Below are 24123 nucleotides of genomic sequence, written 5' to 3'. Positions count from 1 at the left end.
GGCGCTCACTCCTCCTCGGAGTCGGGCTCGTCCCGGTCGTCTTGATCGTCCTGGTCGTCGTCGTCCTCGTCAGGCTTCGGCTGCCGTACGACGACCTTCCCGGACGCAAGATCTATCGGACCGCGTCCCGGGTCGGCGTCTCCGACGTCCTCCCGGGTCAGTTCCAGCCGGTTCTGCTCGTCGCGGGTGTGCTTGCGGCCCGGAGCGAAGAGCTCCTCGAACATATTGAACACGGCGCCTCCCTGCCGGTCTCGTTCAGCGTACGCCGCGCCGGTCGGTGGAGGGCGGGGCGTGAGAGCCGCCGGCCGTCGCCGTGAACCGGGCTCGGTTGCTCCGGGGCGCTGTCTAGGGACCGGCGGAAATCCGGGTCGGTGCGCCTCACCCCACCGCCGGGGCACCGGCCGGGTCGGTGGCGAACAGCCCCAGCCGATGTGCCACCGCCGCCGCTTCTCCCCGGCCCGAGACGCCGAGTTTGGACAGGATGTTGGAGACGTGGACGCTGGCCGTCTTCGGGGAGATGAAGAGTTCCTCGGCGATCTGGCGGTTGGTGCGGCCCGCGGAGACCAGGCGCAGGACATCGCGTTCCCGCCCGGTGAGGCCGAGGGCCTCGACGGGGTCGGTGGGGACCGGCGGGCCTTTCGGGGAGTGGGTCAGGGCGAGGCGGGCGCGCTGGGCCAGCAGGGCGGTCGCGTCGGCCAGCGGGCGGGCGCCGAGATGGTCGGCGACGGCATGGGCCAGGCGGAGCAGCTCGGCGGCCCGGTCACGTTCGTCGTCGCCGCCGGACGGCAGCAGGGCCTCGGCGAGGCGGTGGCGGACGCGAGCGAGGTCGTAGGGCCGGTCGAGGCATTCGAAGGCGGTGACGACCTCGGACCAGTCGTCGGGAGTGCCGCGTTCCTCGGCCCGCAGCAGTTCGGCCCGGACCCAGCGGTCGTAGGCCTGCCAGACGGGGACGTTCGTGGCCAGGCGTTTGGCGGCGGTGCGGATGCGTTCGATGATCTCGGCGCGGCCGGGGTCGGCGGTGGGCAGGCCGCGGGCGTCGGCCTCCGCGGAGGCGGCGATGAGCAGAATGGGCCAGGCGTAGCGCTGGGTGCCGGGTGGGAAGCCGGTGTTCAGGACGCGTCCGAGTTCGGCGCGGGCGTCGAGGAGGCGGCCCTCGTCGATGGCGATGCCGATGGTGAGGTGGGCCAGCGGCAGGGTGTGCTGGGGCACGTGGTCGTGGGTGCCGAAGTGCCCGCGGGCGGCGGCCAGTCGGCGGGCGGCCTCGGCCAGGTCACCGCGGGCGAGCGCGAGCATGGCAAGGGTTTTGGCGCGGAAGCCGCGGGGCTTGGCGCTCTGGCCCACGCGCTCCGAGGTGTCGGCGGCCGCTGCGGCCTCGTCCCAGCGGCCCAGGGAGTGCAGGGAGTCGGCGAGGTTGCCCCAGACCCAGGCCTCGGTGTCCGGCAGGCGCAGTCGCCGGGCGAATTCGACGCCTTCCTTGAGCACACCGACGGCTTCCCGTGAGCGGCCTATGCCCTCCAGGTGGGAGGGCAGGTTCACATGGGCGCGGCCCATCACGGAGACGTCGCCGAGCGTGGCCACCTGCTCCTTGACCCGGTACACCTCGGTGAGGCCGCCCTCGGTGTCGCCGGAGTCGATCATGAGCCCGCCGAGGGTCAGCCGCGCGTTCATCTCGATGTCGCGGGCGCCGACCATGCGCGCGTACTCCACGGCGCGTTCGGCGGCGATGAGCGCGTCGGGGCCAGGGTTGTGCAGCATCGACCAGTTGGCGACCGAGGAGAGGACCTCGGCATGTACCTCGGAGGGCGGCAGACCGCGCACCAGTTCCTGGGCGGTGGCCAGTTCCTGCCAGCCGTCGCCGCGGGACAGCGCCTGGACCAGCCGGGCCCGCTGGTTCCAGAACCAGGCGGCGCGCAGGGGATCCCCCTCGTCCTCCAGCAGTCTGAGGGCCCGCTTGGTGATCTTCAGGGCGCGCTCGCGCTCCCCGCACAGCCGTCCGGCGACGGCGGCCTCGGCCATCAGGTCGAGGGAGCGCAGGGGCGTGGTGGCGGGGTCGCAGCCGCACGGCGGATAGACCTCGGTGTAGTCGACGGGGCGCAGGGTCGCCCGGATGTCCTCGGGGGCGGTGTCCCACAGCTCCATCGCCCGTTCCAGGAGCCGCAGTTGTTCGGAGTGGGCGTGCCGGTGGCGGGCCGTGACGGAGGCTGCGAGGACGGCGGGCAGGGCCTTGGCGGGGTCATGGGCGTGGTACCAGTAGCTGGCCAGGCGCAGGACGCGCTCGTCGGCGGGGACGAGCGTGGGGTCGGCCTCCAGGGCTTCGGCGTACCGGCGGTTGAGGCGGGAGCGCTCGCCGGGCAGCAGGTCGTCGCCGACGGCCTCGCGGACCAGGGAGTGGCGGAAGCGGTAGCCGTCCTTGTCGGGGGCGGCGCTGAGGATATTGGCGTTCACGGCGGCGCGCAGCGCCTCGATCAGGTCGTCCTCGGCGAGTGAGGCGATGGCGGCGAGCAGTCGGTACTCGACGGCGGAGCCGCCCTCGGCGACGATCCGGGCGACCCGCTGGGCGCTCTCGGGCAGCCCTTCGACCCGGACCAGGAGCACATCGCGCAGCGAGTCGGTGAGGCCGGTGCGGCAGCCCTCGGCGGCGGAGACGGCGAGTTCCTCGACGAAGAAGGCGTTGCCGTCGGAGCGCTGGAAGATCTCGTCGACCTGGGCGGGGTCGGGCTCGGCGGCGAGGATGCCGGCGATCTGGCGGCTCACCTCCTCGCGGCTGAAGCGGCCGAGTTCGACCCGGCGGACCGTGCGCAGCCGGTCGAGTTCGGCGAGCAGGGGGCGCAGCGGATGGCGGCGGTGGATGTCGTCGGAGCGGTAGGTGGCCAGGACGACGAGGCGGCCGGTGCGCAGCGTGCGGAAGAGGTAGGAGAGGAGATGGCGGGTGGAGGCGTCGGCCCAGTGCAGGTCCTCCAGCGCGACGACCACCGTGTGGTCGGCGGCGACGCGCTCCAGGAGACGTGCGGTGAGTTCGAAGAGGCGGGCCATGCCCTCCTCGTCGTCGCGGCCGGTGGTCCGGGCGGTGGTCGTCTCGCCCATCTCGGGCAGCAGCCGGGCCAGTTCCTCCTCCTGTCCGGCGGCCGCGGCGGCCAGTTCGCCGGGCAGGGCACGGCGCAGGGCTCGCAGGGCGGCGGAGAAGGGGGCGAAGGGCAGTCCGTCGGCGCCGATCTCGACGCAGCCGCCGAGTGCGACGACCGCGCCCTGTCGGCAGGCGGCGGTGGCGAACTCCTCGACGAGCCGCGTCTTGCCGACCCCGGCCTCACCGCCGATCAGCAATGCCTGCGGCTCGCCCGCCGCGGCGCCGGCGAGCGCGTCGTTCAGCACGTCCAACTCGTCTCCGCGGCCGACGAACACGGGACTGACGGACCTGGTCTCCACAGCCCCGAGCATGGCACGGGGGTCCGACAACAGGGGACCGCTTTTCTTCTGGGTGATCGTCGGGGCGGCGGCATGCGCCGGAGTACGGGCAAGGGCCGTACCGCTGCTCGGTACGGCCCTTGCACCGCCGCCCTCCCCCGGCGTCATGCGACGCGGGCGAACCGGTGCCGGCGTGGACGGTCGGTATGGCTGTCCGGCTCGGCGGAGCGTCGAGTGGCTTCGCTGCGGGCGGCGCGGCGAGCGCGGACCACGTCGCGGGCGATCCGCTCCTGCTCGGCCTGGCGGATGAGTTCGGTGGAGCGGAGCTGGTGCATCTCGTACTCGAACATGGTGTCCCCAAATTTTCTGGTGAGAGGTCGGTCTCTGCATCGCTTGCTGCGATGTCTCAACCTTCGTCTGCCAGGGGGGTCGGCCACATCGGGAGAGTTCCGCATCTTCGGCGGCGGGCGGGGCCTTAGACGCGCAGGAGGGGCCTCAGGCGCTCCGTAAGGTGCTTACGGATGCCCTAAGACCCCTCAGGACCTGCGGTGATTCAGCTGGTGGAAGGCAGTCCGACCAGGACGTCGGTGTACTTGAGGACGGCGAGCAGCAGCCCGATGACGCCGAGCGCGACACCCGCCCAGGAGACCGACTTGATCCAGGCAGCCTGCGGCTTGCCGGGCGCCCCGAACGCGGGACGGGCGAGCACCACGACGCCGATGAGCAGGGCGACGAGCGCGAACACGCCGCCGTACAGCGCGGTGATGTTCCAGCCGTCGCCGTAGCCCTCCTTGACCAGCGTGGCGAGGTCCTGGCTCTGCGAGTTCTGCATCTGGCCGATGAGGTTCTCGCGCGCGGAGGCGACGGTGCCGAGCCAGCTGCCGGTGAGCGAGACGAGGCCCAGCGCGGCGGACACGATGGCGCCCGCGCCCTGGCCGACGTCGGAGGAGCCCTTCTCCTGGACCACGACGTCCTCGGCCTCGGTCTCGTCGAGCGCGTCCTCAGCCTCGTCCTCGGTCGCGTCGACCGTGTCCTCCGCCTCGGTCTCCGTCACTTCGTCGGTCTTGGTGACGTCCACCTTCTCCTCGTCGTTCCTGGTCTCGGCGCCCGTCTCGGCACCGGTTTCGTCAGCAGTCTTGGTTCCCATGTCGCGCACCGTACGGATCCCGTCTGAGAAGTCTCTTAATGATCGTTGCGAGCGGCACGCGCGCGTGCTTCACGCCATTCGGGGGCGAGGATCGACCACACCTCCAGGTCGTGCCGTACGCCACCATAGGGGTGGGCCTCCCGGTGTATTCCGTCCCGGGTCATGCCCAGGCGCCGGGCGACGTCGATGCTGGCCGTGTTTCCCGAGGCGGCGACCCACTCGACCCGGTGGATACCGCGCTCCTGGACCGCCCAGTCGATGAGCACCCGCATGGCCCGGGTGACCAGGCCACGCCCCGTCGCGGCGGGCTCCAGCCAGCAGCCGACCTCGCAGTTGCCCTGCTCCGCGTCGAAGTTCAGGGTGAGCACCCCGCCCACGAGCTTTCCGTCCAGCCAGATGCCGTGGTAGCCGGCGGTGTCGGCCGCCCGCAGCTGCGCGTACCGCTGGAGCGTCTCCCGGGCGGAGGCCACGTCGGTGACCTTCGAGCCGAAGGGGATGAACTGTCCGATGAACTCCCTGCCCCGCTCCAGGTTCGCCAGGAACTCCTCGGCGTGCCACGGCTCCAGCGGGCGCAGCTCGGCCCCGTCGTCACCCAGGGATATCGCGTACATCCTGTTCCCGCTCCTTCTCCAGCTGCTCCACGACGTCGACGTCGGCGAGCCTCTCATGGGCGGCCCGGCACTCGGGCGGCTCGATGCTGATGCGCGGCAGATGCTTCTCCAGCGGGCGCGGCAGCCACCAGTTGGCGCCGCCGAGGAGGTGCATCAGCGCCGGCACCAGCAGCGTACGCAGCACGAAGGCGTCGAGGGCGACCGCGGCGGCCAGCGCGATGCCGAACATGGCGATCACGCGGTCGCCGCTGAGCACGAAGGCGAGGAAGACCGAGATCATGATGACGGCGGCGGAGTTGATCACCCGGCTGGTCTCGGCGAGGCCGATGCGGACGGCCCGCCGGTTGTCGCCGGTCTCCAGCCACTCCTCGTACATCCGGCTGACCAGGAAGACCTGGTAGTCCATGGAGAGGCCGAACAGCACCGACACCATGATGACCGGCAGGAAGGGTTCGATCGGGCCCGCGCGGCCCAGCCCCAGCAGCTCGCTCCCCCACCCCCACTGGAAGATCGCGACGACGACACCGAACGCGGCGGCGACGGCGGCGACGTTCATCGCGGCGGCCTTCAGCGGGATGCCGACGGACCGGAAGGCGAGCAGGAGCAGCAGACAGCCGAGGCCCACGACGACGCCCACGAACAGCGGCAGCTTGCCGACGATGACCTCGGCGAAGTCGTCGTAGCTCGCCGTCACACCGCCGACATGCACGTCCAGTGAGGTGCCCGTCTCTGCACGCGGCAGCACCTCGGTGCGCAGCCGGTCGACGAGGTCACTGGTCTTCTGCGACTGCGGCGAGGACTCCGGGACCAGGGTCAGATACGCGGTGTCGCCACCGGAGTTGTAGGCCACCGGCGTCACGGCCGCGACGCCCTCGGTGGAACGGAGCGTGGCGTCGAGGTTGTCGAGGGCGAGCGCGTCCTCGGCTCCGTCGACTCTTGTGACGAGGGTCAGCGGCCCGTTGACGCCGGGGCCGAAGCCGTCCGCGAGAAGGTCGTACGCCTGCCTGGTGGTCGTCGTCTCGGGGTTGTTGCCCTGGTCGGAGGTGCCCAGACGAAGCCCCAGCGTGGGCAGGGCGAGCAGTGTGATCACGGCGAGGGCGACGGCGCCGAGTTTCTTGGGGTGGCGTTCCACGAAGGCCGACCAGCGGGCCGCGAACCCGGTCGGCAGCTCGGGCTCGGGGCCGTGCTCGACCAGCCTGCGGCGCTCGCGGCGGCTGAGCGCCCGCATGCCCATGTAGGAGAGAAGGGCCGGCAGCAGCGTCACCGAGGCGGCGACGGTGAGGACGACGGTCAGCGAGGCGGCGACGGCGACACCGCCGAGGAAGTTCAGCCGTAGGATCAGCATCCCCAGCAGGGCTATGCACACCGTGGCCCCCGCGAAGACCACCGCACGTCCGGTGGTCGCGACGGCACCCGTGACCGACTCGGTGACCGACAGCCCGCGTTTCAGACCGCGCCGGTGCCGGGTGACGATGAACAGCGCGTAGTCGATGCCGACGCCCAGCCCGATCAACAGGCCGAGCATGGGCGCGAAATCGGCCACGGTCATGACATGCCCGAGCAGCACGATCCCGGCGTATGCCGCGCCGACGCTCACCAGCGCGGTGGCGATGGGCAGCAGCGCGGCGGCGAGCGAGCCGAAGGCGAGGAACAGCACGACCGCGGCGACCGCCACCCCGACGATCTCCGCGAGATGCCCGCCGGACGACTCGGTCAGTCCGATGGCGCTGCCGCCCAGTTCCACCCGAAGCCCCTCGGACCGCGCGGAGTCGGCGGTGTCGACGACCGCCTGTGCCTCGGACCTGTCGATGGCGTCGACCGGGTCGTCGAAGGTGACGGTCGCGTAGGCCGTACGTCCGTTGCCGCTGATCTGCGCCGCGCCCTGGCCGTCGTACGGGCTGACGACGGCGGCCACTCCGGGCAGGTCCTCGATCTCGTTCAGGGTGCGGGTCATGGTCTGTTCGACGTCGGCGGCGCGGACGGTTCCTGACGTGGTGTGCCAGACAACGGTGTCGCTGTCGCCACCGAGACCGGGGAAGCCCTCGCGCAGCAGCTGGGTGGCGCGCCCGGACTCCGTGCCGGGGGCTTCGTAGTCGTTCGAGTAAGCGGCTCCGGCGACGGCGGCGGCCGCGGTCACCCCGCCGAAGGCCAGGAGCCACAAGAGAACGGCCAGGAGGCGGCGTTGAACACACCAGCGCGCAAGAGCTGCCACGAACGTGCTCCCAGGGGTGACGATTTGTGGATCTTTGACCGGGAACAGTCGCCCATGACGTGAACGGCCCGCAAAGAACATATGAGCAATACGCGGACCACTCTTGCAGGCACAAGTGATCGTTTATCGCGTTCGTGGGTTTATTCACAGGAGTGGGAGGCAGATCACAGGACAGTAACGGCCACTCTGTCACATCAGTCGAACTGGTCGCCCAGCGCCATCACCATCACCCCGATGACCAGCAGCCACAACGCCCTTCGGGTCCGCCCCCGGGACCCCAGGACCGACGCGAGCGCGCACACGACCGCGCCGAAGGCGTACGCGGCCGGAGCGACCGTCGGCGCGGAGCCGGTGAAGCGGAGCGCCGACGCGGCCAGGCCCGCGAGGGCCAGCAGTGCCCCGACCCCGGCCGCCGTCCAGCGGGCCCGCCGCACCTCCTGCACGGAGTCCTCGGATATCTCGGATTCACCGCGTCCGTTCATGGCGGGCGAGCGTAGCGCCTCCGGCTGAGAAACCTGGTGCGGGGCGCCGGACCCGGCTGTTAGCTTCCGAACGTCCGCCGTCCTCGCGGCATCCCGCCGCCGGCCGAAGCAGGTGCATTGTTTGAGCGTCCGACCGAGCTCCTCCGTATCCCTCTCCGCTTCCCAGGACTCAAGGAGCCCGTTCACCGATGCCAGACATCCCCCCGCCGATGGTGGAGCCCTCGAATGAGGACCTCACCAAGCGGCTGACCCACGCCCGCTACCCACGCAGCAACAGCTACGACGTCAGCTGGGTCATCGAGAACCAGATGGGCCCGAACGCGCTGTGGCTGCTGGAGTGGCTGGCGCCCGCGCTCGGCCTGGACACCCTCCGCCCCGGCGCACCCGTGCTCGACATGGGCTGCGGCCGGGCGATGACCTCGGTCTTCCTGGCCCGTGAATACGACGCCCAGGTCACCGCCGCCGACCTGTGGATCAAACCCGACGACAACGCCCGGCGTATCGCCGAGGCCGGATTCACCGACCGCGTGCAGGCCGTGCACACCGAGGCGCACGACCTGCCGTTCGCCGAGGCGAGCTTCGACGCGATCGTGAGCATCGACGCGTACCAGTACTTCGGCACCGACGACCTCTATCTGCCCACCCTGACCCGGCTGTTGAAGCCCGGCGGGCGGATCGGTGTCGTCGTGCCCGCACTGCGGGAGGAGCCGGCGGGAACCGAGCCGCCTGAGCATCTCAAGCCCTACTGGGAGCCCGACTTCTGGTGCTTCCACTCCGCCGACTGGTGGCGGCGCCACTGGACCCGGAGCGGGGCCGTGGAGGTCGAGGCGGCCGACTGGCTGGACGAGGGCTGGCGGGACTGGCTGCTGTGGTGCGATGTGGTCGCCACGGAGAGCCCCGAGGAGTTCCATCGCTCGATGGCCCGCCAGGTCAGCGAGATGGTGCGGCTCGACGAGGGGCGCGCGCTGGGCTTCGTACGGCTCGTCGGGCGCCGTAAGTAGGCAGACAGGGCAACGGCCCCGGAGGACCTGCCTCCGGGGCCGTACTGCGAGCGTCGGCCTCAGCCCTCGCTGACGCCCAGCCTCTCCAGGATCAGCTCCTTGACGCGGGCCGCGTCCGCCTGGCCGCGCGTGGCCTTCATGACCGCACCCACCAGGGCGCCGGCCGCGGCCACCTTGCCGCCGCGGATCTTGTCCGCGATGCCGGGGTTGCCGGCGATGGCGTCGTCGACGGCCTGACCGAGCGCGCCCTCGTCGGAGACGACCTTCAGACCGCGCTTGTCGACGACCTCGTCCGGGGTGCCTTCGCCCGCGAGGACGCCCTCGATGACCTGGCGGGCCAGCTTGTCGTTCAGATCGCCGGAGTTCACCAGCGCGGTGACCCGGGCGACCTGCTCCGGCGTGATGGCCAGCTCGTCCAGCGACGTGGCGGATTCGTTGGCGCTGCGCGCCAGTTCACCCATCCACCACTTGCGGGCCGAGCCGGCGTCGGCACCGGCGTCGATCGTGGCGACGATCGGGTCCAGCGCACCGGCGTTGAGGATCGCCTGCATGTCGAGGGCCGAGATGCCCCACTCCGCCACCAGGCGGTTGCGGCGGGCCAGCGGCATCTCCGGCAGACCGGCCCGGATCTCCTCGACCCACTCACGCGAGGGGGCCACCGGCACCAGGTCCGGCTCGGGGAAGTACCGGTAGTCCTCGGCCTCTTCCTTCACACGGCCCGAAGTCGTCGACCCGGTGTCCTCGTGGAAGTGCCGGGTCTCCTGGATGATCGTGCCGCCGCCGTCGAGTACGGCGGCATGCCGCTGGATCTCGAAGCGGGCCGCACGCTCCACGGAACGCAGTGAGTTGACGTTCTTCGTCTCGGAGCGCGTACCGAACTTCTCGCGGCCGTGCGGGCGCAGCGACAGGTTCACGTCGCAGCGCATCTGACCCTGCTCCATGCGGGCCTCGGAGACACCGAGCGCCTTGATGAGCTCGCGCAGCTCGGCGACGTACGCCTTCGCGACCTCGGGAGCACGCTCGCCCGCGCCCTCGATCGGCTTGGTGACGATCTCGATGAGGGGGATGCCGGCGCGGTTGTAGTCGAGCAGCGAGTGCGAGGCGCCGTGGATACGTCCCGTCGCGCCGCCGACGTGCAGCGACTTGCCGGTGTCCTCCTCCATGTGGGCGCGCTCGATCTCCACGCGGAAGGTCTCGCCGTCCTCCAGCTGTACGTCGAGGAAGCCGTTGAAGGCGATCGGCTCGTCGTACTGGGAGGTCTGGAAGTTCTTCGGCATGTCCGGATAGAAGTAGTTCTTCCGGGCGAAGCGGCACCACTCGGCGATCTCGCAGTTCAGCGCGAGACCGATCTTGATCGCGGACTCGACGCCGGTCGCGTTGACGACCGGAAGCGCGCCCGGCATGCCGAGGCAGGTCGGGCAGGTCTGCGAGTTGGGCTCGGCGCCCAGCTCGGTCGAACAGCCGCAGAACATCTTGGTCTTGGTGCCGAGTTCGACATGGACCTCAAGGCCCATGACGGGGTCGTACGACGCCAGCGCGTCCTCGTACGACACCAGGTCGGTCGTGGTGGTCACGGTGAAACTTCCCTCTCAGCCCAGCAGGACGTCGTCGTCGCCCAGCCGCTTGAGCTCGCGGTAGAGGATGGCGAGGCCGGTGACGATGGCGGCGGCGGACACGGCCGCGTCGATCAGGCGCAGCGTGTCGTTCTCGGAGCGGGCCCTCTTGACCTGCTTCGCGACACTGACCGCGCCGAACGCGGTGGTGGCCATGGACAGGTACGTACCGGACTTGGACTTCTTGAAGCCCTTGGCCTTGGACAGTGCCTTACTCACAGCGACGGAGCCTCCTCGAGCAGCGGGTGCCCCCACCTTTCCACGAAGGCGGCCTCGACGGCGGCCCCGACCTTGTACAGACGGTCGTCCTTGAGCGCCGGCGCGATGATCTGAAGCCCGACCGGGAGGTTGTCCTCCGGCGCGAGACCGCAGGGCAGCGACATGGCCGCGTTGCCCGCCAGGTTGGTCGGGATGGTGCACAGGTCCGCGAGATACATCGCCATCGGGTCGTCGGCACGCTCGCCGATCGCGAAGGCGGTGGTCGGCGTGGTCGGCGAGACGATCACGTCGACCTGCTCGAAGGCCTTCTCGAAGTCGCGCGTGATGAGCGTACGGACCTTCTGGGCGCTGCCGTAGTACGCGTCGTAGTAGCCGCTCGACAGGGCGTACGTCCCGAGCATGATGCGGCGCTTCACCTCGGGGCCGAAGCCCGCCTCACGGGTGAGGGAGGTGACCTCCTCGGCGGAGTGCGTGCCGTCGTCGCCGGTCCGCAGGCCGTAGCGCAGGCCGTCGAAGCGGGCGAGGTTGGAGGAGCACTCGGAGGGCGCGATCAGGTAGTACGCCGACAGGGCCAGGTCGAAGGACGGACAGTCCAGTTCGACGATCTCGGCGCCCAGCTCCTTGAGCAGAGCGACGGACTCGTCGAAGCGCTGGATGACACCGGCCTGGTAGCCCTCGCCGCGGAACTGCTTGACGACGCCGACGCGCATGCCCTGGACGCTGCCGTTGCGCGCGGCCTCGACGACCGGCGGGACGGGCGCGTCGATCGACGTGGAGTCCAGCGGGTCGTGCCCGGCGATGACCTCGTGCAGCAGCGCCGCGTCCAGGACCGTACGGGCACAGGGCCCGCCCTGGTCGAGGGAGGACGAGAACGCCACCATGCCGTAGCGCGAGACGGCCCCGTACGTCGGCTTCACACCGACCGTGCCGGTGACGGAGGCCGGCTGGCGGATGGAACCGCCGGTGTCGGTGCCGATGGCGAGGGGGGCCATGTGCGCGGCCAGCGCGGCGGAGGAGCCGCCGCCGGAGCCTCCGGGGATCTTGGTGAGGTCCCAGGGGTTGCCGGTCGGGCCGTAGGCACTGTTCTCGGTGGAGGACCCCATGGCGAACTCGTCCATGTTGGTCTTGCCGAGGATGACGACGTCGGCGGCCTTCAGCCGCTTGGTGAGCGTCGCGTCGTACGGCGGGATCCAGCCCTCGAGGATCTTGGAACCGACGGTGGTCGGGATGCCCTCGGTGGTGAAGATGTCCTTCAGCGCGAGCGGCACGCCGGCGAGGGGGCCGAGCTTCTCGCCCTTGGCACGCTTCTCGTCGACGGCGCGGGCCTGGGCCAACGCCCCCTCGCGGTCGACGTGCAGGAAGGCGTGCACCTTCTCGTCGACGGCCTCGATACGGGCCAGATGGGCCTCGGTGACCTGCACCGCGGTGAGTTCACCGGAAGCGATCTTCGCGGCGGTCTCGGCGGCGGTGAGCTTGATGATGTGGGTGTCCGTCATGGCGGTTTTAGTCCTCCCCCAGGATCTGCGGCACCTTGAAACGCTGCTGCTCCTGGGCCGGGGCGCCGGAGAGCGCCTGCTCGGGGGTGAGCGACGGACGGACCTCGTCCGCCCGCATGACGTTCGTCAGCGGGAGCGGGTGCGAGGTCGGCGGTACGTCTTGGTCGGCGACCTCACTGACGCGTGCGACCGCGCCGATGATGTCGTCCAGCTGTCCCGCGAAGTGCTCTAGCTCTTCGGGCTTCAGCTCCAGACGCGCCAGCCGTGCGAGGTGGGCGACCTCCTCGCGCGTGATGCCAGGCATGCAGCGATCCTCTGGGGTGAGAGTGTGTGGTTTGGGACCAATCCTATGGGGCGGGGGCCTCCGGCCGTTAAACGGTTTCCGGAAGGCAGTGCCGGATCGGGCCGCCGGAGGTCTGCAGGTCCGCTGTGGCTGGTCGCGCAGTTCCCCGCGCCCCTAAGGGGCGCGACCGCGCAGGCGAGCTGAGGCTGGTACGTCACTCCGCCGCAGGCAGTGCCGCCCTTGGCCGCTGCCACCCCCGCGACCCCCGCGCCCGCAGCCACGCCGTCGTCTCCTCGGCCGGCATCGCCGCAGCGACCAGCCACCCCTGTACGGCGTCACACCGCAGGTCGCGCAACCGCTCCCACGTCTCGTCGTCCTCGACGCCTTCGGCCACCACGAGCAGGCCCAGCGAATGGGCGAGGTCCACCGTGCAGCGCACGATCTCCGCGTCCTCGTTGTCGACGGCCAGCCGGGCGACGAAGGAACGGTCGATCTTCAGCTCGCTCACCGGCAGCCGCCGTAGATGCACGAGCGAGGAGTACCCGGTACCGAAGTCGTCCAGCGACATCTTCACGCCGTGCCCGGTCAGCCCCGCGAGGGTGTCGGCGGCTCGCTGCGGGTCCTCCAGCAGCACATGTTCCGTTATCTCCAGCTGGAGCGACCCCGCCGGGACGCCGTGCCGGGCGAGCCGCGCGGCCACGGAGCCCGCGAACCCGGGGGTGTGGACGTCGCGCGGGGAGACGTTCACCGCGACCGGGACGTGCAGCCCCTGTGCGCGCCACTTGGCGACCTGGGCGAGCGCGGTGTCCAGCACGTACTCCGTCAGATGCGGCATCAGCCCGGACGACTCGGCGATCGCTATGAACTCGTCCGGCGGCACCTTCCCGCGTTCGGGATGCACCCAGCGGACCAGCGCCTCGAGGCCGGCGACCTGTCCGTCGAAGCGGACCTTGGGCTGGTAGTGCAGCTCCACCTCGTGCGCGTCGAGCGCGCGCCGCAGATCGCCCAGCAGGCCGAGCCGGTCGGGGGTGTTGGAGTCCCGCTTGGACTCGTAGACCTCTACGCCCGTGCGGTCCCGCTTCGCCTGGTACATCGCCACGTCCGCCCGGCGCAGCAGGCCCTCGGCGTCGAGGGCGTGGTCCGGGAAGACGGCGACTCCGGCGCTGGCCTCCAGGACCAGGGTGAGTCCGTCGAGGTCGAGCGGGGAGCTGAGCGCGGCGACCAGGCTCCGCGCGATACGGGTCGCGGACGTCGTGGAGTCGGCGACCGGCAGTAAGACGGCGAACTCGTCCCCGCCGAGCCGTGCGGCCTCCGCCCCGCGCGGCAGTGCCACCCGCAGCCGGTCGGCTATCTGAAGCAGCAGCCGGTCACCGGCGAGATGGCCGAGTGTGTCATTGACCGATCGGAAGCGGTCGAGGTCGATCAGCATCAGGGCGGACCGTGCGCCGATGCGCTCGGCGTCGTCCAGTGCGGTCCATATGCGTTCGAGCAGCCACTGCCGGTTGGGCAGTCCGGTGAGCGGGTCGCGCAGCTGCTCCTCGGCCCGGGCCCGGGCTATCCACAGGGTGAAGTCGAGGGCGATCAGGGGGATCGCGAACATCGGCAGCAGCACCGGCTTGGCCACGGCCACGACACACACCAGGGGTGCGATGCCGAGCAGCGCGACCGTGACCAGGCCCTGTCTGACCAGGGCGGTGCGGGCGACCGTGGGCAGACCGCCGGTGCGCGGGGCGTGCAGATACCAGAGCAGAGTGCGGGTCACCGCGAGATAGGCGACCGCGACGAGCACCACTTCGGGAGCGGTGTAGAAGGTCCAGGTGTCGGGGTTCCAGGGGGTCTCGACGGACGGCACCCTGCCGAACGCGGCCAGCACCAGGGCGCCGGCGCCGATGCCGAGGATGTCGACCGCGCCGTGCAGCACGCCCTGCCGCCAGCGGTTGCGGCGGGCTATGCCGACCAGGACGACGACGGTGAGGCTGACCATTCCGGCGGGCACCCAGCCGTACAGCATCAGCACGGCGAGGGTGAGGGCGGCGCCGGAGCCGGTGCCGCCCCACCAGCGGGCGCGGCCGAGCGCGACCAGGTGGCCGACGATGATGCCGGTCAGTACGGCGAGCGACCAGCCGACGGCGCCGGACGGGAAGAGGGCGTGGTCACCGGTGAACCCGCGGAAGAAGCCGCCGCCCAGGACGAATCCGGCCCCCGCGACGACCGCGGCGGGCAGTGCGGGCCAGGATGCGTGCCGGTCCGCGTCGATGTCCTGAAGTGTGCTGTGCGTGTGTTCGGCGGTGAGTTGTGCGGTGCCCCGGCCGTCGGCCGCGGGGCGCTGTCCGGCGGTACGCTCCTGCGTGCCCGGACGCGCCGCGGACCACGCGCCCCACCGGCTCCCCCGCCATGCGTCGGCGACCCGGCGCATGCGCAGCCGCGAGTAAGGGGCGGCGCTCTCGGTCGGTTCCATTCCCGTCCCTCTCACAGCCGGCGGTGCCCACGCCACGCGACCCGTTGCCCGACATCCCTCGACGGCGCCGCGTTGGAAGACCCTTCCCCCTGCCCTTGAAAGCCCTCTCTGAGCAAGGGGATGCCCCAACCGCAGCTGGGCACGGCAGGCGCACTCCTCAACAGTAGGCCGCAGAAGGCTTCCACGGGCAGCGGTCGTCGACGGTTGCCCGATTGCGCCCCGGCCACCCGTATGCATCTGGTATGCGCCGAACGGGTGGCCTTCAACCGCTACTCCTCTGCCGGAAGGGCGACTTCGGCCGCTGCTTCCGGCCCCTGTGCCAGCAGGACGTTGAAGCCGTCCTCGTTCAGCACGGGCACCTTCAACTGCATCGCCTTGTCGTACTTCGAACCAGGATTGTCACCCACAACGACGAAAGACGTCTTCTTCGAAACAGAACCGGTCACTTTCGCTCCCCGGTCCTGGAGCGCTTCCTTGGCGCCGTCCCGTGTGAAGTGTTCGAGCGTGCCGGTGACGACGACCGTGTGCCCTTCGAGCGGACGCGGGCCCTCGTCCTCTCCTGCGCCCTCCTCCTCCATGCGGACGCCGGCCGCCCTCCACTTTCGGATGATCTCCTGGTGCCACTCCTCGGCGAACCATTCCTTGAGCGAGGCGGCGATGATCGCCCCGACGCCGTCGGTGGTCGCCAGCTCCTCCTCGGTGGCCTGCTCGATCCGGTCGATGGAGCGGAACCCCCGGGCCAGCGCCTCGGCGGCGACCGGTCCGACATGACGGATCGACAGACCGGTGATGATCCGGGCGAGCGGGCGCTCCTTGGCCGCCGCGATGTTCTCCAGCATGGCGACCGCGTTCTTCTTGGGTTCGCCCTGCTGATTGGCGAAGACCGTGGCGATCTTCTCCTCGCCGGTCTTCGGGTCCCGCTTGGGCAGGCCGCTGTCCTGGTCGAGGACGTACGCCCTGATGGGCAGCAGCTGCTCGATGGTGAGGTCGAACAGGTCGCCCTCGTCGACGAGGGGCGGGTCGGCCGGCTCCAGCGGCTTGGTGAGCGCGGCGGCGGCGACATAGCCGAAGTGCTCGATGTCCAGCGCCTTGCGGCCGGCGAGGTAGAACAGGCGCTCACGCAACTGGGCCGGGCAGGTGCGGGCGTTCGGGCAGCGCAGGTCGACGTCGCCCTCCTTCATCGGCCGCAGTGCCGTACCGCACTCGGGGCACTCGGCCGGCATCACGAACTCGCGCTCGCTGCCGTCCCGCAGGTCGGCGACCGGACCGAGGATCTCCGGGATGACGTCGCCGGCCTTCCGCAGCACCACCGTGTCCCCGATCAGGACGCCCTTGGCCTTGACCACGTCCTGGTTGTGCAGGGTGGCGAACTCGACCTCGGAGCCCGCGACCGTCACCGGCTCGACCTGGGCGTACGGCGTGACCCGGCCCGTGCGGCCCACGCCCACGCGGATGTTGATCAGCTTGGTGTTGACCTCTTCGGGCGCGTACTTGTACGCGATCGCCCAGCGCGGGGCGCGCGAGGTGGAGCCGAGCCGTCCCTGGAGCGGGATCTCGTCGAGCTTGACGACGACCCCGTCGATCTCGTGCTCCACGGAGTGGCGGTTCTCGCCGTAGTACGCGATGAACTCCCGTACGCCGTCGAGGCCGTCGACCACTCTGTTGTGCCGGGAGGTGGGCAGGCCCCAGGTCTTGAGCAGGTCGTACGCCTGGGAGAGGCGGCTGAGGCCCTCGAAGCCCTCCAGGGCGCCGATGCCGTGGACGACCATGTGCAGCGGGCGGGAGGCGGTGACGCGCGGGTCCTTCTGGCGCAGCGAACCGGCCGCCGCGTTGCGTGGGTTGGCGAAGGGATTGTGGTCCGTCTCGACCAGGCGGGCGTTGAGCTCCTCGAACTTCTCCATCGGGAAGTAGACCTCGCCGCGGATCTCCACCAGGTCCGGTACCCGGTCACCCGTCAGGCGGTCCGGGATCTCCGCGATGGTGCGGACGTTGGGCGTGATGTCCTCGCCGGTGCGGCCGTCGCCGCGGGTCGCCGCGCGCGTGAGGCGGCCGTGTTCATAGGTGAGGTTGACGGCGAGGCCGTCTACCTTGAGCTCGCAGAGAAGGTGGTAGTCGGAGGTACCGACGTCCTTGGCCACGCGCTCGGCCCAGGCGGCGAGCTCCTCCTCGCTGAAGGCGTTGTCCAGCGAGAGCATGCGCTGGCGGTGCTGGACGGAGGTGAACTCCGTCTCGTACGCCCCCGCGACCTTCTGGGTCGGCGAGTCCGGTGTGCGCAGCTCCGGATACTCCTCCTCCAGCCCCTCCAGGGTGCGCAGGAGCTTGTCGAACTCCGCGTCGCTGACGACGGGAGCGTCGTTCACGTAGTACCGGAAGCGGTGCTCCTCGATCTGCTCAGCGAGCTTCGCGTGCTTCTCCCGCGCTTCGGCGGGCACCGTCGTCTCCGCTTGCTTGTCGCCGGCCACCGTATTGTCCTCCCGTTACTCTGGGTTGTCCGCGAGGGATCTCGCCGCCTGGACGCAGTGGGCGAGAGCCTTGCGCGCGTAGTCGGGGGAAGCCCCCGCGAGTCCGCACGACGGCGTGACCGTGACCGCCTCCGCGAGAAGCCCCGGATGCAGCCCCAGCCTGCGCCACAGCGTTCTGACACCCATGACGCTACCGGCAGGGTCTGACAATGGGCCGTCCGTGCCCGGGACGACACCGGCGAAGAGCCGGGTGCCCCCTTCCACCGCCTCGCCGATCACGTCGTCGTCACGCTCGGTGAGAAGGGAGAAGTCGAAGGAGATCGCCGTCGCGCCCGCCCGGCGCAGCAGGGCGAACGGGACGTCCGGTGCGCACGAGTGCACCACGACCGGGCCGCCCTCGTGAACCCCGGCGACATCCCGGAGCGTGGCCTCGACGACCTGCCGGTCGAAGGCCCGGTGGGTGCGGTATCCGCTGGCGGACCTCACCTGGCCGCGCAGTACGGCGGTGAGGGAGGGTTCGTCGAGCTGGAGGACGAGTCGGGCGCCGGGTACGCGGCGCTTGACCTCAGCGAGGTGCTCCCGCAGCCCTTCGGCGAGCGAGCCGGCGAGGTCGCGGCAGGCACCGGTGTCGGAGAGGGCGGCCTCGCCGTTCTTCAGCTCCAGCGCGGCCGCCAGCGTCCACGGGCCGACGGCCTGGACCTTCAGCGGGCCCTCGTGTCCCTGGGTGAACTCCTCCAACGCGTCGAGGTCTTCGCCCAGCCATGACCGGGCCCGCTTGGTGTCCCGGCCCGGGTGGTCGCCGATCCGCCAGCCGCTGGGCTCCACGCGCGCGTACAGCTCGACGAGCAGTCCTGCGGTCCGGCCGATCATGTCCGCGCCGGGGCCGCGGGCGGGCAGCTCGGGGAGGAACGGGAAGTCCTCGAAGCTCCCGGTGACGGTTTTGGCGGCCTCACGGCTGTCGCCGCCCGGCATGGAGCCCACGCCGGTGGCGGGACCGAAGGTGAACTGGCTGTTTTCACTCACGCCGGAAGCCTACGGAACCGCCGGGCCGAGGTCAGCGCCCAGGCCGCACCGTCAGGTCGTTGACCTCCGCGTCGGCGGGGAGATCGAGCGCCATCAGGATCGTCGTCGCCACCGACTCGGGGTCGATCCACTGCGAGGAGTCGTAGTCCTTGCCCTCCTGCTGGTGGACCTTGGCCTGCATGGGGCTCGCCGTGCGACCCGGGTAGACGGAGGTGACCCGGACGCCGTTGCCGTGCTCCTCGTGGCGCAGAGCGTCCGCCAGGGCCTTCAGACCGTGCTTGGAGGCGGCGTACGCGGACCAGTCGGCACTGGCCCGAAGTCCCGCGCCCGAGTTGACGAACACCACGTGGCCGCGGGCGGCGCGGAGTTGGGGCAGGAAGTGGCGGGTCAGTTCGGCGGGGGCGACGAGATTGACGTTGAGCTGGTGGAGCCAGGACTTGGGGGTCAGGTCGCCGACCGGACCGAGGTCGACGACGCCCGCGATGTGCAGCAGGGAGTCCACCCGGTCGGGCAGCGTCTGGTGCGAGAAGGCCCAGCTCAGCTTGGCCGGGTCCGCCAGGTCGCCGACCAGCGTCCGCGCGCCCGGGAACTCCGACGCCAGCTCTTTCGCGCGGCCCGCGTCGCGCGCGTGCAGGACGAGTTCGTCCCCGCGCGCGTGGAGACGGCGGGCGACGGCCGCTCCGATGCCGCTGCCGGCACCGGTGATCACATGGGTAGCCATGGGGGCCATGCTCGCATCAGGCCACGCCTCGACCCGCGGCGGGAGCCGCTGATGTCGCAGCCTCCAGGTAGGCCATCGCGCCCACCGGCTCCTCGGCGAAGAACACCAGGTCGGTCAGCGGACGGGGCAGGAAGCCCTCGTCCTCCATGCGCCGGAACTGCTCCTTCAGGCCGTCGTAGAAGCCCGCGGTGTTGAGCAGCACCACCGGCTTGTCGGTGTGCCCGTGCTTCTTCAGCTCCAGGATTTCGGTCGCCTCGTCCAGCGTTCCGGTGCCGCCCACCATGATCACCACGGCGTCGGCCTTCTCCAGCAGCAGCTTCTTGCGCTCCGCGAGATCCCGTGCGATCACCATCTCGTCGGCGCCCGGGCGCACCATGGCGGCTAGGAAGTCCACGCAGACCCCGAGCAGCCGCCCGCCCGTCTCCTGCACGCCGTCGGCGACCACCTTCATCAGGCCCACGTCGGAGCCGCCCCACACGAGCGTGTGACCGCCCTTGCCGATGAGCTTCGCGAACTCCCGCGCGGGGCGCGTGTAGCGGTCGGACAGGTCGGCGGCGGAGAGAAAGACGCAGATTCGCATGAAGTCACCGTACGCGGGAAGAACCGGGGCCCCGCCAGTGCTTTTCCGGTATGGCTGATGGACACACGATCACGATCGAACAGGGCACCGAGCGCGTGCGGGTGGTCCGCGACGACCAGGTGGTGGCGGAGAGCGACCGCCCCTTGGTCCTGCGCGAGACCGGCTGTCCCGTGCGCTACTACCTCCCCGCCGAGGACGTACGCCTGGACCTCCTGACCCCCTCCGAGACGCACACGTACTGCCCCTTCAAGGGCACGGCCTCCTACTGGTCGCTGCCGGACGCGGCCGACTTCGTCTGGTCCTACCCCGACCCCAAACCCGACGTCTCCCAGATCAAGGACCATCTCTGCTTCTACGAAGTAGAAGTGATCTGAGCAGAAGTGATGTGAGTGGAAGTGTCACGAGTGGAAGTGTCGTGACCGATTAGTTCCGTGCCGAGTGGGAGTCTCCACGGCATGGACAAGAAGACCCTTTCTCGCGACGGCACCCCGCTCGCGTACACCCGCACCGGACAGGGTCCGGCGGTCGTCCTGGTCAGCGGCGCGATGTCCACCGGCGCCACGGTGGCGCCGCTGGCCGGGCTGCTCTCCGGTGGCTTCAGTGTCGTCGTGTACGACCGCCGGGGGCGCGGCGAGAGCGGTGACACGCCGCCGTACACGGTTCAGCGGGAGGTCGAGGATCTCGCGGCGCTCATCGACGCGGTGGGCGGACAGGCCGCCCTGTACGGCATCTCGTCGGGCGGCGCACTGGTCCTCGAGGCGGCGGCGAGCGGGCTGCCGGTCAGCAAGGTGGCCGTCTACGAGACGCCGTTCGCCGTGTACGAGGGCGGGGCCGAGGAGCGCGCCGAGTACACCGAGCGGCTGACGGCGGCGCTGGCGGAGGACCGGCGTGGCGACGCCGTCGAGCTGTTCCTGCGGCTGACGGGGCTGGCCGAGGAGATGATCCAGGGCGCCCGCCAGTCCCCCATGTGGTCCGGCATGGAGTCCATCGCACCGAGCCTGGCCTACGACAACGCCGTCATGGGCGACGGACTCCTCCCCCGGCACCGGCTCGCCTCGATTCCCGTCCCCGTCCTGGCCGTCGCGGGCGACGCAAGCCCGGCATGGCTGCGCGAGGCGACGCAGGCGGTCGCGGAGACGGCACCCGAGGGCACGTACCGGAGCCTGGAGGGGCAGACGCACATGGTGGACCCGCAGGTTCTGGCGCCGGTGCTCGCCGAGTTCTTCACGCGGTAGACAGCACCACTCACGCGACGGCTACGCCGATACGGCCCTCGCCCGCGTCGTCGAAGCGATCGTCGCCGACCCCACCACGCGCGTGTCGTCGTACAGGACGATCGCCTGGCCGGGGGCCACTCCGCGGACCGGCTCGGTGAACGACACCTCCAGGGAACCGTCGATCAGTTCGGCGGTGACCTCGGTCTCGCCGCCGTGCGCCCGGAGCTGGGCCGTGTAGGTGCCGGGGCCCGAGGGGGCCGCGCCGCACCAGCGGGGCTTGATCGCGGTCAGCCCGGTGACGTCGAGGGCGGCGGCGGGGCCGACCGTCACCGTGTTGTCCACCGGGGAGATGTCGAGGACGTAGCGCGGCTTGCCGTCGGACGCCGGGTGGCCGATCCTCAGCCCCTTGCGCTGGCCGATGGTGAAGCCGTACGCGCCCTCGTGCGTGCCGACCTTCGCGCCGGACTCGTCGACGATGTCGCCCTCCGCCTTGCCCAGCCGGTTCGCCAGGAAGCCCTGGGTGTCGCCGTCGGCGATGAAGCAGATGTCGTGCGAGTCGGGCTTCTTGGCGACGGCGAGGCCGCGCCGCTCGGCCTCCGCGCGGATCTCGTCCTTCGTGGTCAGGGTGTCGCCGAGCGGGAACATCGCGTGGGCGAGCTGCCGGTCGTCCAGGACGCCGAGGACGTACGACTGGTCCTTCGCCATGTCGGAGGCGCGGTGCAGCTCGCGGATGCCGTCCTCCTTCACGATCACCTTGGCGTAGTGGCCGGTGCACACCGCGTCGAAGCCGAGTGCGAGCGCCTTGTCCAGCAGGGCGGCGAACTTGATCTTCTCGTTGCAGCGCAGACAGGGGTTCGGGGTGCGGCCGGCCTCGTACTCGGCGACGAAGTCCTCGACGACGTCCTCGCGGAAGCGGTCGGCGAGATCCCACACGTAGAAGGGGATGCCGATGACGTCGGCGGCGCGGCGGGCGTCGCGGGAGTCCTCGATGGTGCAACAGCCGCGCGCGCCCGTACGGAAGGACTGCGGGTTCGCGGAGAGCGCGAGGTGGACGCCGGTCACGTCGTGGCCCGCCTCGGCCGCGCGGGCGGCGGCGACGGCGGAGTCCACGCCGCCCGACATGGCGGCGAGTACGCGGAGGGGACGGGGGCGCAGCGGAGTCTCAGTCATAGCCCTTCCAGGGTAAGGGCCCGCGGGAACCAAGGCTCACGAGTATCCGTTCACGATCACATGGGGGCGAGAAGAGCATCCAAGGACACCGGGAGCGCATCCGAGGACACCGGGAGCGCGGCCGACGGCTCCGGGGGCAAGGACACCGACCGGCACATCGGGCGGCGGGCCCTGCTGGCCGGCACCGCGGTCGCCGCGGTGGGCGCGGCCGTGCTGGCGCGCGACGAGCTGGGGCGCCTGTGGTGGCGGGTGCCCGGCGTGGAGAAGCCGCGCAAGGCGGGCGCGGTCGACTACACGGGCGCGAAGTGGGTGGCGGCGTCCTCGGCGAACTGGCGGCGCGCTGACCGGCCCGACGACTTCGGCGTAGACATGGTGGTCATCCATGTCACCCAGGGCAGCTTCGACAGCGCGGTGAAGGTCTTTCAGGACCCGGGGCACGGGGCGGCGGCGCACTACATCGTCCGCAAGGACGGTCACATCACGCAGATGATCCGCGAGCTGGACGTGGCGTACCACGCGGGCAACCGCGACTACAACGAACGGAGCGTCGGCATCGAGCACGAGGGCTTCGTCGACCGTCCGGAGGACTTCACGGACGAGATGTACGCCGCCTCCGCCCGTCTGACGGCCCGTATCTGCGCGCGCTACGACATACCCGTCGACCGGGAGCACATCATCGGGCACGTGGAGGTGCCGGGCACGGACCACACCGACCCGGGTGAGGGCTGGGACTGGGACCGGTACATGCGGCTGGTCCGGGACGCGGCCGCCGGACCGACGGCCGGGACACAACGGGCGGGCCGGACCTGAGCGGCGTCAGCTGAGTCCGGCCACCCTGGCCCGCTCCACCGCCGGGCCGATCGCCTTGGCCAGCGCCTCCACGTCCGCTTCCGTCGAGGTGTGGCCGAGGGAGAAGCGGAGGGTGCCGCGGGCGAGGTCCGGGTCGGTCCCGGTGGCGAGGAGGACATGGCTGGGCTGGGCCACACCGGCCGTACAGGCCGAGCCGGTGGAGCATTCGATGCCCTGGGCGTCCAGGAGAAGGAGCAGCGAGTCCCCTTCACAGCCCGGGAACGTGAAGTGGGCGTTCGCCGGAAGGCGGCCCTCGGTCGAAGGGTCACCGCCGAGGATCGCGTCCGGCACCGCCGAACGGACCGCCGCGATCAGGTCGTCCCGCAGAGCGCCGATCTCCCGTGCGAACCACTCGCGCTGTTCGGCGGCGAGGCGTCCGGCGACCGCGAAGGAGGCGATGGCCGGGACGTCGAGGGTGCCGGAGCGGACGTGCCGCTCCTGACCGCCGCCGTGCAGGACGGGTACGGGCGTGTACTCACGGCCGAGCAGCAGCGCGCCGATGCCGTACGGCCCGCCGATCTTGTGGCCCGAGACCGTCATCGCGGCGAGGCCGGAGGCGGCGAAGTCGACGGGGACCTGGCCGAAGGCCTGGACGGCGTCGGCGTGCAGGGGGACGTCGAACTCGGCGGCGGTCTCGGCGAGTTCACGGACCGGCAGGACCGTGCCGATCTCGTTGTTCGCCCACATCACGGTGGCGAGGGCCACATCGTCGGGATTGCGGGCGATGGCCTCGCGGAGGGCGTCGGGATGGACCCGGCCATAGGTGTCGACCGGGAGGTACTCGACCGTGGCGCCCTCGTGTTCGCCGAGCCAGTGCACGGCGTCGAGGACGGCGTGGTGCTCCACCGGGCTTGCGAGGACCCGGGTGCGGGCCGGGTCGGCGTCTCGGCGGGACCAGTACAGGCCCTTGACGGCGAGGTTGTCGGCCTCGGTGCCGCCGGAGGTGAAGACGACCTCGCTGGGGCGGGCGGCGAGGGCTTCGGCCAGCGCTTCGCGGGCCTCCTCCACGGTTCGCCTTGCCCGGCGGCCCGATGCGTGGAGCGAGGACGCGTTGCCCGTGATGCCGAGGTGCGCGGTGAGTGCCTCGACTGCCTCGGGGAGCATCGGGGTGGTCGCGGCGTGGTCGAGGTATGCCATGGTGACGCCGATTCTACGGGTCCGCCGCGCTGGGCTCGGG

Annotated in this window: 22 protein-coding genes; 4 read left to right on the top strand and 18 right to left on the bottom strand. The window is 70.9% G+C overall.

Features of this window, described 5'->3' with window-relative positions:
• Positions 1-5: 5 nt before the first annotated feature.
• From ACIHFB_RS30360 to ACIHFB_RS30330, 7 genes are all read right to left on the bottom strand, one after another.
• Positions 6-224: a DUF6191 domain-containing protein gene (locus ACIHFB_RS30360; protein ID WP_400128723.1), complete on the bottom strand. Its 219-nt coding sequence runs from the start codon at positions 222-224 to the stop codon at positions 6-8.
• A gap of 154 nt (positions 225-378) precedes the next feature.
• A complete protein-coding gene (locus ACIHFB_RS30355) occupies positions 379-3435 on the bottom strand; it encodes an AAA family ATPase (RefSeq protein ID WP_365286997.1) in 3057 nt (1018 codons plus the stop codon).
• Positions 3436-3566: 131 nt separating this feature from the next.
• Positions 3567-3752, bottom strand: coding sequence for a hypothetical protein (locus tag ACIHFB_RS30350; RefSeq protein WP_365286995.1), 186 nt, complete (start codon positions 3750-3752; stop codon positions 3567-3569).
• A 203-nt stretch (positions 3753-3955) separates the two neighbouring features.
• Positions 3956-4549: a hypothetical protein gene (locus tag ACIHFB_RS30345; RefSeq protein ID WP_365286993.1), complete on the bottom strand. Its 594-nt coding sequence runs from the start codon at positions 4547-4549 to the stop codon at positions 3956-3958.
• 35 nt (positions 4550-4584) lie between these two features.
• Positions 4585-5160, bottom strand: coding sequence for a GNAT family protein (locus ACIHFB_RS30340; RefSeq protein WP_365286991.1), 576 nt, complete (start codon positions 5158-5160; stop codon positions 4585-4587).
• Positions 5138-7372 carry an MMPL family transporter gene (locus tag ACIHFB_RS30335; RefSeq protein ID WP_400128642.1) on the bottom strand — a complete coding sequence of 745 codons (2235 nt, stop codon included), beginning with the start codon at positions 7370-7372 and terminating at the stop codon, positions 5138-5140. Before ACIHFB_RS30335 ends, ACIHFB_RS30340 begins: the two co-directional genes overlap by 23 nt.
• A 194-nt stretch (positions 7373-7566) precedes the next feature.
• Complete coding sequence (locus tag ACIHFB_RS30330; RefSeq protein WP_365286987.1) at positions 7567-7854, bottom strand: hypothetical protein; 288 nt, start codon at positions 7852-7854, stop codon at positions 7567-7569.
• Between the two features lie 188 nt (positions 7855-8042).
• Between ACIHFB_RS30330 and ACIHFB_RS30325 the strand changes: the two genes are divergently transcribed.
• A complete protein-coding gene (locus tag ACIHFB_RS30325; RefSeq protein WP_365286985.1) occupies positions 8043-8855 on the top strand; it encodes a methyltransferase domain-containing protein in 813 nt (270 codons plus the stop codon).
• Positions 8856-8914: 59 nt separating this feature from the next.
• Here the strand turns inward: ACIHFB_RS30325 and gatB are convergent, their stop codons facing one another.
• The 9 genes from gatB to ACIHFB_RS30280 form a co-directional block, all read right to left on the bottom strand.
• A complete protein-coding gene (gatB, locus tag ACIHFB_RS30320) occupies positions 8915-10429 on the bottom strand; it encodes an Asp-tRNA(Asn)/Glu-tRNA(Gln) amidotransferase subunit GatB (protein WP_365286983.1) in 1515 nt (504 codons plus the stop codon).
• Positions 10430-10444: 15 nt separating this feature from the next.
• A complete protein-coding gene (locus tag ACIHFB_RS30315) occupies positions 10445-10687 on the bottom strand; it encodes a hypothetical protein (RefSeq protein ID WP_210588009.1) in 243 nt (80 codons plus the stop codon).
• Positions 10684-12183: an Asp-tRNA(Asn)/Glu-tRNA(Gln) amidotransferase subunit GatA gene (gene gatA / locus ACIHFB_RS30310; RefSeq protein WP_365286981.1), complete on the bottom strand. Its 1500-nt coding sequence runs from the start codon at positions 12181-12183 to the stop codon at positions 10684-10686. Before gatA ends, ACIHFB_RS30315 begins: the two co-directional genes overlap by 4 nt.
• Positions 12184-12190: 7 nt before the next feature.
• Positions 12191-12487 carry an Asp-tRNA(Asn)/Glu-tRNA(Gln) amidotransferase subunit GatC gene (gatC, locus tag ACIHFB_RS30305; RefSeq protein ID WP_007384860.1) on the bottom strand — a complete coding sequence of 99 codons (297 nt, stop codon included), beginning with the start codon at positions 12485-12487 and terminating at the stop codon, positions 12191-12193.
• 193 nt (positions 12488-12680) lie between these two features.
• Positions 12681-14924: a bifunctional diguanylate cyclase/phosphodiesterase gene (locus ACIHFB_RS30300; protein ID WP_365286979.1), complete on the bottom strand. Its 2244-nt coding sequence runs from the start codon at positions 14922-14924 to the stop codon at positions 12681-12683.
• 269 nt (positions 14925-15193) lie between these two features.
• Positions 15194-17386: an NAD-dependent DNA ligase LigA gene (gene ligA / locus ACIHFB_RS30295; protein ID WP_365286977.1), complete on the bottom strand. Its 2193-nt coding sequence runs from the start codon at positions 17384-17386 to the stop codon at positions 15194-15196.
• 15 nt (positions 17387-17401) lie between these two features.
• The gene (locus ACIHFB_RS30290) at positions 17402-18409 is read right to left on the bottom strand and encodes a methionine synthase (RefSeq protein WP_365286975.1); all 1008 of its coding nucleotides are present in this window, start codon (positions 18407-18409) and stop codon (positions 17402-17404) included.
• Between the two features lie 31 nt (positions 18410-18440).
• Complete coding sequence (locus ACIHFB_RS30285; protein ID WP_400128641.1) at positions 18441-19139, bottom strand: SDR family oxidoreductase; 699 nt, start codon at positions 19137-19139, stop codon at positions 18441-18443.
• A 7-nt stretch (positions 19140-19146) separates the two neighbouring features.
• Complete coding sequence (locus ACIHFB_RS30280; RefSeq protein ID WP_365286971.1) at positions 19147-19710, bottom strand: TIGR00730 family Rossman fold protein; 564 nt, start codon at positions 19708-19710, stop codon at positions 19147-19149.
• Between the two features lie 50 nt (positions 19711-19760).
• On the opposite strand from ACIHFB_RS30280, the gene ACIHFB_RS30275 reads away from it, so the two are divergent.
• Positions 19761-20084, top strand: coding sequence for a DUF427 domain-containing protein (locus ACIHFB_RS30275; protein WP_400128640.1), 324 nt, complete (start codon positions 19761-19763; stop codon positions 20082-20084).
• 81 nt (positions 20085-20165) lie between these two features.
• Positions 20166-20945, top strand: coding sequence for an alpha/beta fold hydrolase (locus tag ACIHFB_RS30270; RefSeq protein ID WP_400128639.1), 780 nt, complete (start codon positions 20166-20168; stop codon positions 20943-20945).
• Positions 20946-20966: 21 nt separating this feature from the next.
• Here the strand turns inward: ACIHFB_RS30270 and mnmA are convergent, their stop codons facing one another.
• Positions 20967-22097 (bottom strand): tRNA 2-thiouridine(34) synthase MnmA, encoded by a 1131-nt coding sequence (gene mnmA, locus ACIHFB_RS30265; protein ID WP_365286965.1) that lies wholly within the window; start codon positions 22095-22097, stop codon positions 20967-20969.
• A gap of 60 nt (positions 22098-22157) precedes the next feature.
• Between mnmA and ACIHFB_RS30260 the strand changes: the two genes are divergently transcribed.
• Positions 22158-22907 (top strand): N-acetylmuramoyl-L-alanine amidase, encoded by a 750-nt coding sequence (locus ACIHFB_RS30260; RefSeq protein ID WP_400128638.1) that lies wholly within the window; start codon positions 22158-22160, stop codon positions 22905-22907.
• A gap of 6 nt (positions 22908-22913) precedes the next feature.
• Here the strand turns inward: ACIHFB_RS30260 and ACIHFB_RS30255 are convergent, their stop codons facing one another.
• Positions 22914-24083 carry a cysteine desulfurase family protein gene (locus ACIHFB_RS30255; RefSeq protein ID WP_365286961.1) on the bottom strand — a complete coding sequence of 390 codons (1170 nt, stop codon included), beginning with the start codon at positions 24081-24083 and terminating at the stop codon, positions 22914-22916.
• Between the last annotated feature and the right edge of the window lie 40 nt (positions 24084-24123).

Origin of the sequence: Streptomyces sp. NPDC051963 (genome assembly GCF_044593495.1) — a bacterium.
GTDB lineage: Bacteria > Actinomycetota > Actinomycetes > Streptomycetales > Streptomycetaceae > Streptomyces.
Note: the sequence above shows the minus strand (reverse complement) of the source record. Positions and strands in the feature narration are given on the sequence as shown.